Raw genomic sequence first — 17032 nt, 5'->3', positions numbered from 1 at the left:
GAAGGCCGGAGGAAGCGGAATGCCGGTGGAAGGGGGCACCGCCTCCGTGAGACATGGTGACCGGTCGGTTCGAGTGCTTGGCACCGACTAGTCGCCCACGGCTCATCGAGTCGTTCAGAGCTTTGCGACGATATCGGCGAGCAGCTGCGAGATGCGCGGGGCGGCGGCGACCCCGGCCTCGATGACCTCGGCGTGGGAGAGCGGAGTCTCCTGGATGCCGGCGGCCAGGTTCGTCACCAGGGAGATGCCCATGAGTTCCAGACCTGCCTGACGTGCGGCGATTGCCTCCAACGAGGTGGACATTCCGACGAGGTCGGCGCCGAGGACTCCGGCCATGCGCACCTCGGCGGGAGTTTCGTAGTGAGGTCCGCGGAACTGGGCGTAGACGCCTTCGTCGAGGCTGGGGTCGATCTCCTTGGCGATGGCGCGCATGCGCGGGGAGTACAGGTCGGTGAGGTCGACGAAGTTCGCACCTTCGATGGGTGAGGTGCCGGTGAGGTTGAGGTGGTCGGAGATGAGGACCGGGGTGCCGGCAGCCCAATTGCGGTTGAGGCCTCCGCAGCCGTTGGTGAGGACGAGGCTCTCGCACCCGGCGGCAGCGGCGGTGCGGACTCCGTGGGCGACGGCGCGCACGCCCTTGCCTTCGTAGTAGTGGGTGCGGGAACCGAGGACGAGTGCGTGCTTGCCGCTGGCTTCGATCCGAATCGTGCGCAGGGTGGCGCCGTGGCCTTCGACAGCGGGTGCGTGGAAGCCGGGGACTTCTGCGGCCGAGATTTCGCTGATCGTCTCGCCGAGGAGCTCCGCTGCTCCGCCCCAACCCGAGCCGAGAACGAGAGCAATGTCATGGGCCTCGATGCCGGCTTTGGAGTTGATGGTCGTGGCCGCGGCGCGGGCGGCGGCGGTAGGATCGCTTAAGTCAGTCATGACGCCAAGATTATCAAGTTATCGACCCGTTCAAGGAGCGCACACAATGCCGATCAGAGACCTGACCGATGGTGACGACCTGCGGTTGAACGAGGTGTTCGCCGACGCCGATACGCCGGCCGCTCATATGGCCAGGTCCCTGTTCCGTCCCTCCTCGGATTCTCCCTTGCTGCGATCTGTCATCGCCGAGGTGGTCCCTGAGGTTCCCGTCGGGGCCGCAGCGATCGCCGAGTCCCCCCTTCACCCCTACCGGGCGTGGGTCAATGTCGAGGTCGCGAGCGAGGAACAGGGCCACGGTCAGGGTCGAGAACTCTTCGAAGCAGCCTGCGCTGAAACCGTCGGCACTGCTCTGGAAGGCCTTGACCTGCGTGCACGAGTGCAAGCCGGCAGCCCGGGAGAAGGCTTCGCCAAGGCCTTGGGCTTCACACCACTGACAACGACACGAGTGATCAAGGTCGCCGCCGGTGCACTGCCGCCCAGCGGTGGTGGACGCGCCGAGGACCTCGAGATCGTGGCCACCGGATCGGTCAAGCTCACGAAGGCCTTCCTCGCCTGGTACACGGCCGTGAATAAGGACGACGCCGTCGGTCCACTGACGATCGGTCAGGTCAACAATGCGTTCCTCTCCGAAGCAGCAGGTGCCCATGGTGCCGCTCTGCTCAACGGTGACGCCGGTGCTGCCGAAGACGCAGGACTCAGCGCCTTCGCCGTCTCCTACGCACGGGAAGCAGATCAGTCAGGCGTCGAGATCACCGATGCAATGCCGGCCCCAGGTGATGATGAGGAGGCACCAACCGAACTCATCATCGGGTCGATGTTCGAAACCCGCGAGGAGGCCGCCGATACCTCAAGTGACCTGTTCAGGGCCGCAATCGCCGACGCCGAGCTTCTCCTTGCCCGACTTTCCGTCGATGCCGATGTCGTTCTCGAGGTCACGAGCGGCATGCCGGTGGTCGCAGCACTCGCCGATCGACTCCTGGAACTGGGACAGGCAACCGAACTCTACCGCTACGAAACTCTCACGGGACCTCCTGCGGACGCTCGCTGAGCCGACGTTGCCCTGAGGGTGCACAATGTCGGGGCCAGGCTTGGCGGGAGAATCTGAGAGAAAGTAGGACACCTGTGTCTTCTGCTGACCGTGGGAGCAGAGAGTCGACCACCCATGGCAATCACACAGAGAACGCAGGTCTGCGCAGGGGACTGACCGCTCGGCACATCCGCTTCATGGCCTTGGGCTCGGCCATCGGCACGGGGTTGTTCATGGGGTCCTCGGAGTCGATCCAAGCCGCAGGTCCGTCCGTGCTGCTGGCCTACATCATCGGCGGTGCCGCCGTCTTCATGGTGATGCGTGCGCTGGGCGAAATGCTGGTCCGTCATCCCGTCTCGGGATCCTTCGGCCAGTTCGCATCGCACTATCTCCATCCATTCGCCGGTTTCCTCGTCGGCTGGACCTTCGTCTTCGAGATGATTCTTGTCGCCGTCTTCGACGCCACCGCCGTCGGCGTGTACATGGGCTTCTGGTTCCCTGGAGTACCGCGCTGGATCTGGGTGCTGGCCGTCGTGGCCTTCATCGCCGCAATCAACATGATCGGCGTCAAGGTCTTCGGTGAGCTGGAGTTCTGGTTCGCGCTCATCAAAATCGTCGCGATCATCGCCCTCATTGCGGCTGGTGTGGCCATCATCATTTTCGGCTTCGGCATCGCCGACCACGATCAGATGGGTCCGCGTGCATTGTTCGACCACGGGGGAGCGTTCCCGCACGGACTTTGGGGGTTCCTGTCATCATTCACGATCGTGATGTTCGCTTTCGGCGGCATCGAGATCATCGGAGTCACCGCCGGCGAGGCGCAGAACCCGAAGAAGGTGCTGCCGGCCGCCATCAACTCGGTGCCGGTGCGCATCCTGCTCTTCTACGTGCTCACCCTCGGGGTGATCATGTGCATCCTGCCCTGGAACCAGATCACCTCGGAGATCAGCCCCTTCGTCGCGATCTTCGACTCCGTCGGTTTCAACGCAGCAGCTGCAATCCTCCAGGTTGTGCTCATCACAGCCGCGCTCTCGGCCATCAATGCCGATATCTTCGGGGCCGGTCGGATGCTCCATGGTCTGGCGGAGCAGGGGCAGGCGCCGCGTTCCTTTGCCCACACCACCCGCAACGGAGTGCCGGTGATGACTGTGATCACGATGATTGCGGCCCTGCTGGTCGGCGTGCTCCTCAACTACCTCTACCCCGACCAGGCCCTGTTCCTGCTCGGCGCATTGGCGACGTTCGCCACGGTGCTGGTGTGGCTGGTCATCCTCGCAGCTCATCTTCGGATGAAGCGGGTGCTGGTGCAGGAGAACCGACTGCGCAGTGAGTTCCCGATGCCGCTGTGGCCTGTGGGGTCCTGGGCGACGGTGGCATTCATCCTCTTCGTCATCGTCATGGTCGGAATCGTGCCCGATTCCCGTCCGGCGCTGTGGGTAGGTCTGCTCTGGGTCGGGGCGCTGTGGCTGTGCTACTTCGCCTTCGTTCGGGGTGAGGGGCGCCGACCCTACCAGCTCATCGACCACACCGAGCCACTGGCCGCGGGCAGGCACAACGAGATTACTGACTGATGTCAGCTCGAAACGCGATCGGTCAGGCAGACCTCACCGTGACATCGGCGGATCCCTCCGCTGAGAAGAGCCTCACGGCCTGCGCCCTGCCTTCGGTGACGTACCACGCGGTCCCGGGATCTCCGTCGAGTGGTGGCAGTCTGAGCAGGCCCAGATTGCTGAGGTCCTGCCGACTGTGGACGCCGATGATCAGCGTCGGCCCCAGTCCTTGTGCCTTGGCCAACGGGGAACCGTAGCCGGGGGTGAACCGCACCGGCATCGTGACCACATGCAGTCCGCCGTCAAGGAGATCGAAGGCGTCCGGGTTGGCTTCCAAATGCGCATCGTCATGGACCGTGAGCAACTGTATGTTGGCCGCTGCTGAGTCTGAGCATGTCTCCTGCACCATGGCCGCGGTCTCGCTCTTCCCGCTCTGCGGTGATCCGCGGACGCTGAGAACCTCTCCGTCACGCGCTGGCTTCCACGCGACGAGTTTCCCGAAGGGGTCGAGTCCGAGCGGAATCCAGGTCCCCGTTGGATCCATCGGCGCAGTTGCGTGCTCTGGTGCTGCCGTGAGTCCACGCCAACGGGGTTCGACGCTGCCACATCTGTCGTCGCCTACAGCTGCAAGGTCAGGCACCAACTGCACATCGGCACCGTCACCACCTGCTTCGTGCGCGCTGGGGCCGACGAGGACTGCCCTGTATTCCGGCCATGTCCCGACGAATCGCTGTCTGGACAGTCCGACGCTGAGCCCATCACCTCCTGCACTGGGTGGGAAGATCACCTGAGAGGTGAAGGCGGCGCTCGTGTTCGTCGACGTTCGGCACCCGCCCAACAGAAACGTCAGCCCCAACCCGGAGCCATGCTTGAGCAGTCGCTCCGTCTCGGCAGCCATCTGATGGTCCAGAGAGTCGATGAACTCGTTCCAATTGCTGCACACCACGATCGTTGCCGGCACGCGTTCGTCGGCAGAGCCTCGGTGCAGATGGTCGAGGATCGCGTGAAAGCGCCAACCGGTGTCCATCCCACAGGCGATCTCGGCCCAGTCCAAGGACTTCGCGATGCGCCCCAAAGCCACGACCCGGTGAGTCAGGGCGGCACTGGCTGCCATGCGCCTCAGCACTGTTGAGACGACGTCCGCGTCGGTGCCGACGACGATGGTCGAACCATCAACGGCAGGGGAATACGACCAGGCGCTCTGCTTCTGGTGACTGGGAATATCAACGATCCCGGTTACCGTTCCAGTCACTGTCTCGGACCCTGTCCCATTCACCTCTGGATCGCTCTCAGTTGAGCCGGACCCATCGGTCCACGCTGAGAGCAGCACAGGGATATCCTCAGCATCGGGCAGGGGCGGCAGGACGACCGAACGATGCCGTTGAGGCGATGGCTGTGTCTCGGCAGGTGACTTACGATATGCCTGCTCAAGGTTGCCGATATGGATGCCGTTGACGCTGTGCTGGGTGGGAAGGCCTCGGCCGGGTTCCCACGGGCGGAGTCGGGGCCGCTGACGAACACCGGCAGCAGAGGAAGCGGAGGTGGGAACGGCGACCCGAAACTCCACGATCGACGAACCCGTATCGAGGCATGCTGCGCCTGGGGTGTCCGGTGGCAGAAGGGCAGCGTCGTTGACGCCGATGACGTCGAAGGAGTCCGCATCCTCTCGCACGCGCAGGCACATCCGAATGTTGATGTTGGCCTTCATCTGTCCGGTGACGACGCCGAGCGGCCGTTGAGTCGCGAGGATGAGATGCACTCCCAGCGACCGTCCCAGGGCTGTCAGGTGCTCCAGCAGATCTGCCGCCTTCGGGTGGGTCGCCATGAGGGCGTGGAACTCATCAATGACGACGACCAACCTCGACGGAGGATCGTCGAGTTCGAGGACATCGGAACACCCGTGGTCGGCCAGGAGCCGCTCGCGGCGGGTGATCTCAGCACGGACGGAGACCAATGCGCGGAAGGCAGCCGCGGAATCGAAGTCGTCGAGGACGCTGTCGGTATGCGGCAGCTCCTCCAACGGGGCGAAAGTCGCACCGCCCTTGAAATCGATGAGAACGAACACCAGCCGCGACGGTGGGTGTTCCAGAGCCATTGCCAGCAGCCAGGTCTGAAGCAGAATCGACTTCCCGCTGCCTGTCGTTCCAGCCACGAGCGCGTGAGGTCCGTCGTTGAAGAGGTCGAGAGCGATGTCCCCATCTCGTCCGCGCCCAATCCGCACGGGACCAGGTGCAGTGTGCGCCCAGCGCTGACGAATGACCTGCGGTGCATCGTCGTAGAGATCGCCGAGGCCATGATTCGGCAGCCGTTCGACGTTGCCGTCCGTCGCCTGCCGGTGCCCGAGAGCGAGGAACCGCCCAGGTGGCATGAGGGAGGCAACGAGGGTTCTGCCCGGCGCTGGACCATCTGCAGCCGAGGAATCGTCGGTGCGTGCCTGTGCCAGGCTGCCCAGTGACAGAGAGATCGATGCGATGGGAGACGGTGCTTGCAGCAGAAGTCTCGCCGACGTGGCCTGTTCGGACAGGACCACGCCGATCCTCGACTCGGTGCCGTCGCCGTGGTCGAAGCCGCTGCCCTGCAGCTCGGGCAGCCGAAGCAGATCGGGACACGGCAGCCAGTCATAGGTGGGCTCGCTCAGCCAGGACAGAGCCATGCGACGCAGCTGTTCGCTATCGCCGGTAACCGTCACCGAGGTGGTGGTGGGGTCGATGCGAAGCGGCACCTCGTCGATGATGACCGTCCCATCGAGATGTTCGGTGCCCTCGCGGAGTTCATCGGCGATCGTGATGGGGCTGCGGGCAGCCCCGAAGCCGAGGCATAGTCCCGAACCGGTCTGCAGGAGGCGCCTGTGGTCGTCGACCACTGTGGACAGCCTGCGCCGAGCCGTCTCGAGCGCCGCCCGCCTGTCGAGGACGCATTGGGCGCAGTCGCGTGCATATCGACGCTTCTCCATGACATAGGCGACATAGCCGGAGATGGGTGCGGACACGCTGAAGAGGAGGAACCACCACATTCCGGTGACGACTGCGAGCACACCTCCGATGGCGATGGGAATGAGGAATGCCCACCACTGGGGAGGCTTCGCTGGGCGTGGGTCATCAACTGACTCAGGTGCCACATGCGTGGGTTCACGCCCAGAGCCGGCGAACATTCGGGTCCGGCTAGTATCCGGGGGAGGTCTGCGGGAATGGGAGATAGTGGGGGAGATGGGCGAGAAGATAGTGGTGCCCAGAGCTGAGAACGTCTGCTCCCTGGCCGGCCCCAACTCGAGTCGTGCCGGTTGGCGGGACAGACACGGGTCGACGATGGTCAGGCTCTCGGGGTGGGAGATGCGGCTGAGCAGGGGAGTCCGGGGATCGATTCCGATCGTAAAGCCCGAATCGGGTCCGGCGAGCACCGAGACCAGGGCAGATCCGGATCCTCGATCGAGGGACGAGGTTCCGAGGACGGTGACCGGGTTCAGCGACTGCCACCGCCCCCAGGCCATGGTCTTCACCAAGTCATCTGGGTTGTCGGATTCTGCGGGCAGTCGGTTGCCCGCGAGCAGGTCAGTCAAGGTCAGGACGGGACCGATGACGGAGCGAAGCACCTCGAGGACGGGCTGCTCAGAGTCTGCTTCGATCACATCGGTGCGAATGTTGGCGTTGGCATCGATGCGATGAATCAGACCGAGCGTGTTCATGGTTTCAGGATCACGTGGTTCAACGGGCGGGCCAAGTGCGCCTCATCTCCCTGTGGACGGCGGTTCTGTGCCCACAGGTTCTTCGCTCACAAGTGGGGGATGTGCCCACAGGAGAATACGGCAGAGTCGCCGGGGTGTCCGCATCAGAGTCGTTGAGCGACCATCACGATATGCGCAGCGAACCGCGAGCATAGGCGGTGGCTTGGAGTTCGATGAGATCGGGAACGAACCGTGACAGCAATGCGGGTGTGTAGTCGGCGCGCAGGCGGATGACGACCGAATGCTGCCCGTCTGCATCGGCGCTGAGCTCCACATTGTGCAGTCCCTGCGGGGTGGGAACGGCATCAATGTAGCGGCTGGCGGCCCGTTTCGCCGCAGAGGGTGAGAACACGAGCCCGGGTTCGCCACCGGGAGCCGGTTCGAATGAGTCGGAGGCCGCCAGCGCTGCAGAGTCCGCCACACTCTGCAGCTCGCGGCGAGTCATATGCAGGTCCGTCAGAGCCGCGATGAGGAAGGCCAAGAGCAAGGCGATGACGACGAAGCCGATGGCCAATGGGGTGATGGACCCGTCGTCGACGCGGGACCGGTGTCTGCGCGGCATCTCAGTCTCCACCCGCTGTGGCCACGACGTCGGTGTGGGAAGCACGAAGAGTGATGTGTGGGGAATGTTTGGTGCCGAAGAGGAGCGGGAACCCGGGCAGCGACACCTTCGTCTCGACCCGCGCGGTGATGAGGGATCCTGCTTGTCCACAGGGTCCGGAACATGAGTAGTCAATAGTGATGGGAACCCCGGTGAGTCCGAAATCGGTGAAATGCATGTCGGCGACCTGGTGGGCTCGGCGTTCGGAGGGGTCGGCATCGCGGGCCGCGATCCGGGAGGCCGAGATCGCGGTCGACGTGGTCGCATAGCTGGCAGCCTGCAGCTGAGAGATGGCGAGCATGAGATAGACGACCGGGATGAGCAGAACGATGGACGCGAACATGAACTCGATGACGGCCGTGCCCGAATCGGCGCGTTCCTCCGATACTGGATCGGCGCGTTCCTCCGACAGCGAGTCGGAACGCTCCTCGGGCACCGCAAGGTCAGGGTCAGTCACGATCGACATCCTCAACGATCGACCGTCCGCTCAGATCCCACACCTCGGCGGGGCCCCACAGCCCGAGGACAGGCAATGGAGTCCGGACACGAACCTCGACGACATCGTCTTGGCCGTGCCGGGCTGTGGTGACGGTGATCGACTGGGCATAGCGCTCGCCCACGGACACGGTGATGAGTTCGGAGGTGAGACGTTTCCCGTCAGCATTCGACTGATCGGCGAGGCTGGCTTGGCGGGCACCGGCGACGGCCGAATCGATGACAGTGTTGCGGACGTGGATGACCAGACCGATCTGCAGAGTCCCGGCCAAGACGAGGGCCAGGAGTGACCCGATGAGCGCGAACTCGGCGATCGCAGAACCGGAGTCGGCCCCGGCTTCGCGGTCAACATCGTAGTCCTCGGCCTCCGCGTCCGCGTCGACACCACACCTCCGATGGCTCACCCGGCGCCCCGAACCTTGTTCATCGCGTCCTGGAACATCGAGGTGAAGGCCTCTCCGGCCAATGCCCACAGCGCGACGACCAACCCTGCCGTCATCAACGTGACGGTCGGTGCAGGCACCCGAGGCTCAACGTTGGGTGATTTACCGGACGCTCACGAGCGTGACTGTCCGCTTACACACCCGCATCCCAGATGGGAACAACTGTGACGTTCGACTTCGGTCGTTGCGGTTTCACCACCACATGCCTCACGAGGCCCCGGAGCATCTCGCGCCGTTGTTCGATGCCGATGATGTCCCAATCATCCAGCAGCGATTGCACAACTTCAAGAGACACCGGAATCGCCCGCCGCTCAGATTCTGCAGAGTTGATCGTCGACATGAGGCCATCGCGTTTCTGCTCGAGCTCCTTGGTCGCTGACCGGTACGCCTCGAGGTCGAGGATCCCTTCGGCGTAGGACACGGTCAGTCGTGTGATCGCCTGCTCGGTGCGAGTCAACGTGGAACCGAGCTTGGACAGGTTCGACGATGCCTGTGATCGTTTCGATTGCAGACCCGCCTCGGCTGTGGCCACTTCGGACAGGTCGGAGACGATGCCCCGCAGCCATGCCTTCACCTCGTCGTCGAGGACGTGCGCCGACACGTAGCCGCCGTCATGGGCCCGCTTTTCGGCCGCGGCTTTGCACCGGAACTTCGGCACACGCTTCCACCCAAACTGGCCGGCAACCATCGAGGACCCGCAATGGCAGCGCACCATCCCGGACAGTAGGTAGGTCGACCGTTCGGAACCTCGATGGACCCGACGCCGGTCGCGGGCGGCTCGGTAGTCCTTCCATTCATCTTCGTCGATGATGGGCTCGTGAGCTCCCGGGAAGTACTCCTCATGCGAACGGATAAGGCCGGCGCCAAATCCGGAGTCTAAGACCCTCTGCAGGCTCCTTTGCGACCATGCGCCGCCCGATGTGCCGTAGCCGGGTACCGTGTCGATGCTGTTGTCGTTGAGCGTCTTCACGAGCGCGTAGAACGATTCCCCACTGATGTAGCGCCGGTACATATCGGCGAGCACCGGCCCAGTCTCCGGATCCGGTTCGAACCCCTCATCCAACCGCCGGTATCCGAACCGCGGCTTCCCATTCGCCGGCAGGCCCATACTCACTCGGCGCTGGTGGGCTTCCTTCCACTGGTCCCCGATCCGCTCGGATTCGAACGCCGCGAACTCAACCATCATGCCGCGTGCCAGGCGACCGTGGGAGGTGGAGACGTCAATGTCCTCAGTCGCGGACTCGATCCGACCACCGGCGACGTCGACTCGGTCGGCAGCGATCGCCCAGTCACGACGTGACCTCGAAAGCCTGCTCCATTTCCACAAGATCACCGCGTCGACCTCGCGTGCTTCGACGGCTTCCATGACGCGCTTCACTGCGGGGCGGTTGAACGTCCGACCACTAATACCCGGGTCGGACTCAACCATCACAACCTGGTATCCGCGCTCTTCACAGTGGCGCCGGCACGCGGCCTCTTGGAGCTCGAGGCTGATGGACTCTTCTCGATGGGTCGACTGACGTAGGTACAGTGCTGCTCTGATGGTCATTGTTTGTTCCTATGCGTGCCTGGCGCCGCCGATGAGACGCAGGAGTGCCCTCTCGTGTGGGTGGAGGAACCACAGGCGGTCCTCGAGAACTTCGGGGATCACGTTGAGCTCGTCAGCTGCCTCTACGGCTGTGTGTGCCCAACGGAACGTGTCGACCAGGTCGTCCCAGTCGATAAGCTTCCTGGCCGTCAGCCGTCGCGCTGCAGACTCCTCTTTTGGATCGTCACAGTTCGCATGCCCGAGGTCGATGTGTGCTTGTTCGTGTTGGATGGCGCAACGTCTCTCGACCTGTAGGAGGTCGGCGTCGAGCCAGATGGCGTTGTTGCCGTTGGTGGCGGCCACTCGAGTGTCGTTGAACTTGGTGCGGTGCAGGATAACGCCGTCCCCGCGGTCACGTAGTTCTCTCCATGGATGATGCATGGTCAACGACTCTATTGGGACCCGCTGACACGACGGACGTGGTTGCTGATAGTTGCATGAAGTTGCACATAGTTCAGTGGTTCCGCTTGTTTCCTGATGGTCGGCCGTGCGAGACTCAAGGTGAAAGGTTCCTCCCCGGCGATAAGGGCCCCTGGGCTCTTCTTCGGATAGCTGGGGAGGTCATTTTTTACCAGTAGCGATTCCCGTTGCTTCTCCGGAAGATGTCGAACTCTCCGACCTTGAAGTTTTCTTCGATCGTTTTCCAATGCTCCATATCTCCAGACTCCTTCTTTCGGAAATATGCCCATGCCGCGTAGTCCGCAATCTGCCCATTCGGGTCGTGCTTGATTGAATCGAAGTGGATTCTCACCTGCCGCCCCTGAGCCTTGATTGCGGGCTTGATTTTCTTCAGAAACTCCTTCTGCTGCTTCTTCGGGATCGCGTTGTCATAGATCAGAACGATTGAAACGATTTGTGGAACTAGTGCTGCGCACAGGAACTTCGTCAAGGCGCTGGCGAACAGTTCGTAGAACCTCGACTGCGAGTGGATCTTCGGTGAGGCTAGATGCTTGTCAGCCCAGATGACATGAAATTGCCCGGCGCCCAATCCTCCGATCATCCCCATAACACGTCTTCGCACACCCTTGGAATCTTCTGTTGCATGGAAGTAGGGTCGCTCCATGTCGTGCTGCATTAGTTCGTACTTTAGATCCAGCGCCTTCATTGCGGAATGCGTGGGAGTGGTTGTGAGGTACGCGGCGAGCAGGAAGTGGTCTGAACCTTTGCTGGAGAATTCAAAGTCGCCGGACTCATCAACGTAGATGTAGATCGTGTCGCCGTTCACTCGTCGTCGTCCCCTGGATCCTGTGATCCTTCGGCGTCCTCGTCCTGCTTGTCCTTCTGTTTCTTGCCCCGGTTGGGTGCACGGTAGGCAGCGGTGTCTTTTGCCGGCGGTGGCGGGACGAGCGAGTAGACGTTGTCGCCGTTGCCGTCGTTTAGGTCTTCGTGGTCGAGGTTTCCGCGGTCCCGGTGCCCGAATGCACCGAGACCATCATCCTCGCCGGTTGCCGGCTTCCCGCCGGCGTCGTTCATGGGGGTGGGACTGCCTGCATTTCCCTCACCTGCTTTCTTCTGCCTGGCCATCACCCGGACGAGTTCGGTAATTGCTCGCCGCTCGTCGGGATCCAGCGTGTCTGCTTCTGCTGGAAGCTCGAACCGATCGTGCGCCACAGCCTGTCCGGCTGCTTCGCGGATCTTGTTCACGTCGGTTCCGAATACTGCCGCGAATGCAGCGAGTACAGGAGCTGACGGTTTCGCTGGGTGGTCCCCTCGGAGATAGCGGGACGCCGTGGCGAAGTTGAGCTTGTGCCCGCGCTTCTCGGCCTCGGTGGCGATCTGCCTCGACGAGAATTCTCGACGGTTCAGATTGTTGAGTAGATCGGATAATGCGGTCACGGCTTCAACCTTCGGGCAGACAGTAGGCAATGACAAGCCTAAGCGCGTGCACCTTGTCCGCAAAGAACAACGGTGTAGTTTCGCCTGGGCACTAGGGTTCGAAAGAAACTTTCAGATAGGAGATGGACATCCGTGTCCGCAATGTGTAGTGTTGCAACCACAGGCAACGAAAGCAATGAGGAGGTGAAAGTGCGATACGAAGATACGCAGCGTAGGTTCCACACGGTGGTCAACCGGCAGGCGTTCAACATGCTCCGCAAGTACAACCGACTCACGATCCGGTCACTGGCGAAGCGGGCTGATGTTTCCCATGGCATCGTCGGTGATCTCGCCTCTGGGCGACGAGCCACCTGCAATCCCGAGACTGCAACGGCAATCGAGAAGGCTCTAGACGCCGACCCAAACACTATTTTTTTGGTTCAGGTGTTGCCCGTAGCAGTTACGCGCAACGTGGCATAGGGGCCGACATGCACCACGACAAAGAAGAAGCCCCCGCCGGACAGGGCGAGGGCAAAGACACCAGAAAGGTGAAACCAATGTCTACAAGCCAGGATATCAACACCTTCGCCAACGGAGAGTTTCGTCTCTCGGTGGAACCACACCCCGTCGACGGATTCCACATCCAGGCGCCTGGGCTCGCAAGAGCTCTTGGAATGCGTGATGCATACCGTCTCCTCGAAACTATCCCCGAGGACGAAAAGGGATACACGCTGTCGTGTACCCCTGGTGGTAACCAGGATGTCGGCTACTTGACAGAGGCCGGCTTCTATCGGGCGCTCGGTCAGCGCCAGGCCTCACGCATCAAGGACGAGATTGTTCGCAGGCAAGTCGAACGATTCCAGTCGTGGGTATACCGCGACGTTCTCCCGTCGATCCGAATGACTGGTGGATACGCGGCGACTCCCACGCCGGCACCGACCGGTAAGGAACTATTCGCCCTTGCCCTCGTCGAAGCCCAAGGGATGCTCGAATCCAAGGACGAGGAGATCGCAGTCCTCGAACCCAAGGCAGACGCATACGAGGCGTTCATGAACGCTGACGGCACCTACTCAGTCGGCAGAGTCGCGAAGATGCTCGGACGTTCACAGAACAAATTGTTCGCCGAGCTCCGAAACGCCGGCGTGCTCATCGCCAAGGGCCACATGCACAACACCCCGTACCAGCGGTACATGCACCACTTCAAAGTCACCCCGTACTCCTACGAGCGCAAGGACGACACGATCGGATGCTCGTACACGACGACCGTGCAGCCCTCGGGCGTGGAGTTCATCCGCCGCAAGCTCGGTGTTCCACACCTCCAGCATGAACTTGAGGTGGCGTCATGAACGCCGTCAGCTTTGACTGCTGCGGTGGGTGCGTCCCGCTCGGCCCCGGCCAGTCAGTCCAGGACGTCATCGACATCCACACCATGCAATGCGAAGAGCGAGAGCGCCTCAACTTTATCGCTGGGCACCGGGACGAAATGTATCGGGACATGGCCACCTGTTGGGATCTCAACGCTCGCTGGCTCAACACGGAATCAGAGCCGAACTATCCCGTCGAAGGATGCGGTGACGCACTGGCACGACTCAGAAAGGCCGCGTCATGAACTACGTGATCCTCGGCGTCAGTCTCGCCGTCATCATCACCACCGGCGTCGTGTTCGTCGCCCTCGTCGGCTGGGCCCAATACGAACTCGACCGCGACCTCCACCGCAACACGCAGGAAGGAGCAGACCAGTGACCACCCGCGAAGAAGCAATCAACCGAGCAGGCCGCACCCTCGCCGAAGGGATCCGCCGCATGCAAGAAGGCACGCCTCGCGAAGCCGCGGAACGGGCCTACACCCCCGGTGGACCAGGCATTGATGAACTCGAGGCCCGGATCATCCGATTCCGGAGCACCTTGACCGAAGGTCGGGCGGCAGCATGATGCACTTCAACGCCAAGACCGCGACCGTGATCCACATTGATGGGGAGCTCCATGTCGAGTTCATGACCGTCAAAGGCAAGCAGGTCATCGGAGTCCTCGCCGACGGTGCGGGGGAGCAGTTCCTCAACGACGTCGAAGACGCAGTGCTCGAACAGACGCACTTCAACGACCGTGGCGCGGCTTTCCCGATGGATCGGGGTGCTGCCTGATGAGCACGGCAGAGAAGTACCGCAAACGGCGCTGCTGGGCCATGTGGATGCCACTGGCCGCGCTCGGATCCGCAATCTACATCTACTCACTCGGCCTCACGCTCCTGCCGAACGCACTATCCATCCTCGGCCTCACAGTCTTCAGCATCGGAACAGCCGCCGTCATCAAAGAAGCGAGGCACTGATGGAGCTCCTCAGCTCACGACCAGTCAGCCGTGACCCTGACGACGGCATGCGCTGCACCTACGAATGCCAAGCCTGCCTCCACGTCTACGCCGGCATATTCGACGGCTGGCACACCAAAGAACACATTGCTTGCACGCGATGCGGGCATGAAGAACAGGACGAATCATGACCACGAAACCCGACTACCGCGTCCCGAACGCGAAACTGATCCTCCGCGTCGATGCAAGCCACCAAGACTGGCTCACCACGCGCACCATGGGCCTCGGCGGATCCGACGTCGCGGTCGTTGCAGGCGGCGCTCGATACGTCGGCACCAACCCGTTCACCATCTGGCAGTCCAAGACCGATCCCGAACCGCCCGTCGACAAAGATCGCGATATCTTCTGGTTCGGCCAAGAGTCCGAAGACATGCTCTCCCGCCGGTTCACCGCTGACACGGGCATCGCAACCCGGCAGTGCGGAACGTACCAGGAGAAAGCAAACAGCTGGGCACTGGCCAACCCTGACCGGCTCACTGCTGATGGCGGGATCCTGGAAATCAAAACGACCAGCAACTTCACCGACAACGGGAAGAACTACCTGGCCGGAATCATCCCGGAATCCCACGCCGTCCAACTGCTCTGGTACATGTTCGTCACCGGTCGCCACAAGGGTTACGTCATTGCCCTCGTCGACCGGAAGCCGATCATCCTCGAACTCGAGTACGACGCGGACTGGGCGACCGATCTGTTCAGGAAGGCGCGGGAATTCTGGCAGTACGTCGAGGCAAACACTCCTCCGCCCGTCGAGCTCGATACTGCGACCGCTGGGGAGCTATCTGACCGTTACCCGCAGGTCATTGATCCCGAATCAGCCAACGAGATCATCGACCCTGACGTGGAGGAAGCGGTCGAAGTTCTCGCCGAGGTCAAGAGCATTGAGGCCGACATCAAGGCTCGCAAGGCCGACGCGGAGAAGAAGCTTAAGGCTGCGATCGGCGATAAAGAGTTCCTCACCCTCGACGGTCGCCCGGTAGCCAAGTGGTCGAACGTTGCTGGCCGTCGCACGTTCAACCAGGCCGCGGTCATCGAGAAGATCTGCGCCGACCGAGGCATCGAGCCCTCGAAGAAGGCTCTCGACGACATCAAGCAGGAATTCACGACACAGGGGGATCCGACTCGACGGTTCACCCTCGTCCAGGACGCGGCATGAACGAAGAGTGGCGTCCAGTCCTTGGGTACGAGGGCTACTACGAAGTGAGCAGCTTGGGTCGCGTGCGCGGAGTCGATCGGACCTACGAGACCCGTCCGGGCGTGATCGCCCACAAGAAGGCCGCGATCATCAATGGCGGCATGACGGTAGACGGGTACCCGCTGGTGTGGCTAACCAGAAATAACAAGAGGGTGCAGAAAACGGTCCACGTTCTCATTTGCGAATCGTGGCATGGCCCCAGGCCCGTCGGCCTCGTCGCCTGTCACATCGACGACGTGAAAACCAACAACACCCCGTCGAACCTCCGATGGGGCACCATCTCGGAAAACACCTACGACAAGGTGCGCAACGGACTCCACCCGATGGCATCAAGGACTCATTGCAAGTGGGGGCACGAATACACGATCGAGAACACGTATCGCAGGCCCAACGGCGCCCGTCAATGCCGCACATGCAGAGCGAATCAGGGCACCAGCAAATACAAGAACAGAAAGAAGGCAGCATAATGTCCACCGACATTGCAGTACACAGTCCCGCCGCGGAGATGAGCGTCGGGGAACGGCAGCAGTACGCATCCGTCCTCGCCGACGCGAACATGATCCCGAAGGCGTTCCAGAAGAACCCGGCAAACATCTTCGTCGCCATCGAATACGGCAACGCCCTGGGCATCGCACCCATCGTCGCACTCAATGAGATCAACGTCATCAACGGCACCCCGTCACTCTCGGCATCCATGATGGCATCCCTCGCCCGATCCGCCGGCCACCGAGTTCGGACCCGCAACGAGGACGACGGATCCGCGGTGTGCGAAATCATCCGCGCCGACGACCCGGAGTTCACACACACGTCCACCTGGGACCAGAAGAAGGCCCAGGGTGCCGGGCTGTGGGGTAAAGGCCACTGGGCCAAGGATCCGGCAACGATGCTCCGCTGGCGTGCAATCAGTGAGTGTGTGCGCCTCGCGTGTCCCGAAGTCCTCGGCGGGCTCAAATACACCGTCGAAGAAGTCATCGAGTTCACCAGCACCGGACCCTCATCGTCTGGTCCGGCGCCGAAGGCAACTACCACACGGAAGGCGAAGGCCGAACCGGAATCCGCACCGGAAGCCCCGCGTGAACCGTCCGGACGTGACTGGCTCGGCGAGCTCGACCAGTGCGCGACTGCGCAGGACATCCGGAACCTCTGGAAGGCGTGTGCCGACGCTGGTGAACTCACCGACGACCTGAAGGCCGCCTTTACATCAGCAGGCACGGCACTCACAGCGGCACAGAACCAGCCTGAAACAGAAGTTGTCGATGGGGTCCTCATCGACGAGCAGGGCGAAATCCACAACGAGCAGGGAGCAGCATAA

General features: G+C 62.2%; 19 protein-coding genes. 10 read left to right on the top strand and 9 right to left on the bottom strand.

Annotated features, from left to right (window positions below; genetic code table 11):
• Positions 1-114 precede the first annotated feature (114 nt).
• Positions 115-924 (bottom strand): purine-nucleoside phosphorylase, encoded by an 810-nt coding sequence (locus tag CXR25_RS14040; protein WP_096160463.1) that lies wholly within the window; start codon positions 922-924, stop codon positions 115-117.
• A gap of 46 nt (positions 925-970) precedes the next feature.
• Here CXR25_RS14040 and CXR25_RS14035 point away from each other — a divergent pair, with 46 nt between their 5' ends.
• Both CXR25_RS14035 and CXR25_RS14030 read left to right on the top strand, forming a co-directional pair.
• A complete protein-coding gene (locus CXR25_RS14035) occupies positions 971-1972 on the top strand; it encodes a GNAT family N-acetyltransferase (protein ID WP_096160464.1) in 1002 nt (333 codons plus the stop codon).
• A gap of 176 nt (positions 1973-2148) precedes the next feature.
• Positions 2149-3522, top strand: a complete 1374-nt coding sequence (locus tag CXR25_RS14030; protein ID WP_125240908.1) for an amino acid permease — start codon at positions 2149-2151, stop codon at positions 3520-3522.
• A 22-nt stretch (positions 3523-3544) separates the two neighbouring features.
• On the opposite strand, the gene CXR25_RS14025 is transcribed toward CXR25_RS14030, so the two are convergent.
• The 8 genes from CXR25_RS14025 to CXR25_RS13990 all read right to left on the bottom strand — a co-directional run bounded on the left by CXR25_RS14025 (position 3545) and on the right by CXR25_RS13990 (position 12185).
• The gene (locus CXR25_RS14025; protein WP_125240708.1) at positions 3545-7183 is read right to left on the bottom strand and encodes an FtsK/SpoIIIE domain-containing protein; all 3639 of its coding nucleotides are present in this window, start codon (positions 7181-7183) and stop codon (positions 3545-3547) included.
• A 163-nt stretch (positions 7184-7346) separates the two neighbouring features.
• Positions 7347-7784, bottom strand: a complete 438-nt coding sequence (locus CXR25_RS14020; protein WP_101583409.1) for a pilus assembly protein TadG-related protein — start codon at positions 7782-7784, stop codon at positions 7347-7349.
• Between the two features lies 1 nt (position 7785).
• A complete protein-coding gene (locus tag CXR25_RS14015; RefSeq protein WP_241212335.1) occupies positions 7786-8280 on the bottom strand; it encodes a hypothetical protein in 495 nt (164 codons plus the stop codon).
• Positions 8273-8722, bottom strand: coding sequence for a TadE/TadG family type IV pilus assembly protein (locus CXR25_RS14010; RefSeq protein ID WP_101583411.1), 450 nt, complete (start codon positions 8720-8722; stop codon positions 8273-8275). Before CXR25_RS14010 ends, CXR25_RS14015 begins: the two co-directional genes overlap by 8 nt.
• Before the next feature lie 172 nt (positions 8723-8894).
• Positions 8895-10310, bottom strand: a complete 1416-nt coding sequence (locus tag CXR25_RS14005) for a recombinase family protein (protein ID WP_125240707.1) — start codon at positions 10308-10310, stop codon at positions 8895-8897.
• A gap of 9 nt (positions 10311-10319) precedes the next feature.
• Entirely contained in the window at positions 10320-10730 is a 411-nt protein-coding gene (locus tag CXR25_RS14000) for an ImmA/IrrE family metallo-endopeptidase (RefSeq protein WP_125240706.1), read from the bottom strand.
• Between the two features lie 187 nt (positions 10731-10917).
• Positions 10918-11574 (bottom strand): DUF3800 domain-containing protein, encoded by a 657-nt coding sequence (locus CXR25_RS13995; RefSeq protein ID WP_125240705.1) that lies wholly within the window; start codon positions 11572-11574, stop codon positions 10918-10920.
• Positions 11571-12185 carry a hypothetical protein gene (locus CXR25_RS13990; protein WP_125240704.1) on the bottom strand — a complete coding sequence of 205 codons (615 nt, stop codon included), beginning with the start codon at positions 12183-12185 and terminating at the stop codon, positions 11571-11573. The genes CXR25_RS13995 and CXR25_RS13990 overlap by 4 nt, the downstream gene beginning before the upstream one ends.
• A 536-nt stretch (positions 12186-12721) precedes the next feature.
• Between CXR25_RS13990 and CXR25_RS13985 the strand changes: the two genes are divergently transcribed.
• The 8 genes from CXR25_RS13985 (at position 12722) to CXR25_RS13955 (ending at position 17032) form a co-directional block, all read left to right on the top strand.
• On the top strand, positions 12722-13510 hold the full coding sequence (locus CXR25_RS13985) for a phage antirepressor (protein ID WP_164513981.1): 789 nt from the start codon (positions 12722-12724) through the stop codon (positions 13508-13510).
• Positions 13511-13769: 259 nt separating this feature from the next.
• Positions 13770-13907 (top strand): hypothetical protein, encoded by a 138-nt coding sequence (locus tag CXR25_RS18695; protein ID WP_164513980.1) that lies wholly within the window; start codon positions 13770-13772, stop codon positions 13905-13907.
• Positions 13904-14095, top strand: coding sequence for a hypothetical protein (locus tag CXR25_RS13980; RefSeq protein WP_125240702.1), 192 nt, complete (start codon positions 13904-13906; stop codon positions 14093-14095). Before CXR25_RS18695 ends, CXR25_RS13980 begins: the two co-directional genes overlap by 4 nt.
• Positions 14092-14304 (top strand): hypothetical protein, encoded by a 213-nt coding sequence (locus CXR25_RS13975; RefSeq protein WP_125240701.1) that lies wholly within the window; start codon positions 14092-14094, stop codon positions 14302-14304. Before CXR25_RS13980 ends, CXR25_RS13975 begins: the two co-directional genes overlap by 4 nt.
• Entirely contained in the window at positions 14304-14489 is a 186-nt protein-coding gene (locus CXR25_RS13970; RefSeq protein WP_125240700.1) for a hypothetical protein, read from the top strand. Before CXR25_RS13975 ends, CXR25_RS13970 begins: the two co-directional genes overlap by 1 nt.
• 166 nt (positions 14490-14655) lie before the next feature.
• Complete coding sequence (locus CXR25_RS13965) at positions 14656-15681, top strand: YqaJ viral recombinase family nuclease (RefSeq protein WP_125240699.1); 1026 nt, start codon at positions 14656-14658, stop codon at positions 15679-15681.
• Positions 15678-16187 (top strand): NUMOD4 motif-containing HNH endonuclease, encoded by a 510-nt coding sequence (locus CXR25_RS13960; RefSeq protein ID WP_125240698.1) that lies wholly within the window; start codon positions 15678-15680, stop codon positions 16185-16187. The genes CXR25_RS13965 and CXR25_RS13960 overlap by 4 nt, the downstream gene beginning before the upstream one ends.
• Positions 16187-17032, top strand: coding sequence for a recombinase family protein (locus CXR25_RS13955; RefSeq protein WP_125240697.1), 846 nt, complete (start codon positions 16187-16189; stop codon positions 17030-17032). The genes CXR25_RS13960 and CXR25_RS13955 overlap by 1 nt, the downstream gene beginning before the upstream one ends.

This window comes from Brevibacterium aurantiacum, from assembly GCF_003932995.1.
GTDB lineage: Bacteria > Actinomycetota > Actinomycetes > Actinomycetales > Brevibacteriaceae > Brevibacterium > Brevibacterium aurantiacum.
Note: the sequence above shows the minus strand (reverse complement) of the source record. Positions and strands in the feature narration are given on the sequence as shown.

Bases quoted from the DNA above. Each gene is read 5' to 3' on its own strand.
- CXR25_RS14005 (WP_125240707.1), bottom strand. From the start codon at position 10,310: ATGACCATCAGAGCAGCACTGTACCTACGTCAGTCGACCCATCGAGAA.
- CXR25_RS13985 (WP_164513981.1), top strand. From the start codon at position 12,722: ATGTCTACAAGCCAGGATATCAACACCTTCGCCAACGGAGAGTTTCGT.
- CXR25_RS13965 (WP_125240699.1), top strand. From the start codon at position 14,656: ATGACCACGAAACCCGACTACCGCGTCCCGAACGCGAAACTGATCCTC.
- CXR25_RS18695 (WP_164513980.1), top strand. From the start codon at position 13,770: ATGAACTACGTGATCCTCGGCGTCAGTCTCGCCGTCATCATCACCACC.
- CXR25_RS14000 (WP_125240706.1), bottom strand. From the start codon at position 10,730: ATGCATCATCCATGGAGAGAACTACGTGACCGCGGGGACGGCGTTATC.
- CXR25_RS13960 (WP_125240698.1), top strand. From the start codon at position 15,678: ATGAACGAAGAGTGGCGTCCAGTCCTTGGGTACGAGGGCTACTACGAA.
- CXR25_RS14040 (WP_096160463.1), bottom strand. From the start codon at position 924: ATGACTGACTTAAGCGATCCTACCGCCGCCGCCCGCGCCGCGGCCACG.
- CXR25_RS13955 (WP_125240697.1), top strand. From the start codon at position 16,187: ATGTCCACCGACATTGCAGTACACAGTCCCGCCGCGGAGATGAGCGTC.
- CXR25_RS13975 (WP_125240701.1), top strand. From the start codon at position 14,092: ATGATGCACTTCAACGCCAAGACCGCGACCGTGATCCACATTGATGGG.
- CXR25_RS14030 (WP_125240908.1), top strand. From the start codon at position 2,149: ATGGCCTTGGGCTCGGCCATCGGCACGGGGTTGTTCATGGGGTCCTCG.
- CXR25_RS14035 (WP_096160464.1), top strand. From the start codon at position 971: ATGCCGATCAGAGACCTGACCGATGGTGACGACCTGCGGTTGAACGAG.
- CXR25_RS14025 (WP_125240708.1), bottom strand. From the start codon at position 7,183: ATGAACACGCTCGGTCTGATTCATCGCATCGATGCCAACGCCAACATT.
- CXR25_RS13970 (WP_125240700.1), top strand. From the start codon at position 14,304: ATGAGCACGGCAGAGAAGTACCGCAAACGGCGCTGCTGGGCCATGTGG.
- CXR25_RS14020 (WP_101583409.1), bottom strand. From the start codon at position 7,784: ATGCCGCGCAGACACCGGTCCCGCGTCGACGACGGGTCCATCACCCCA.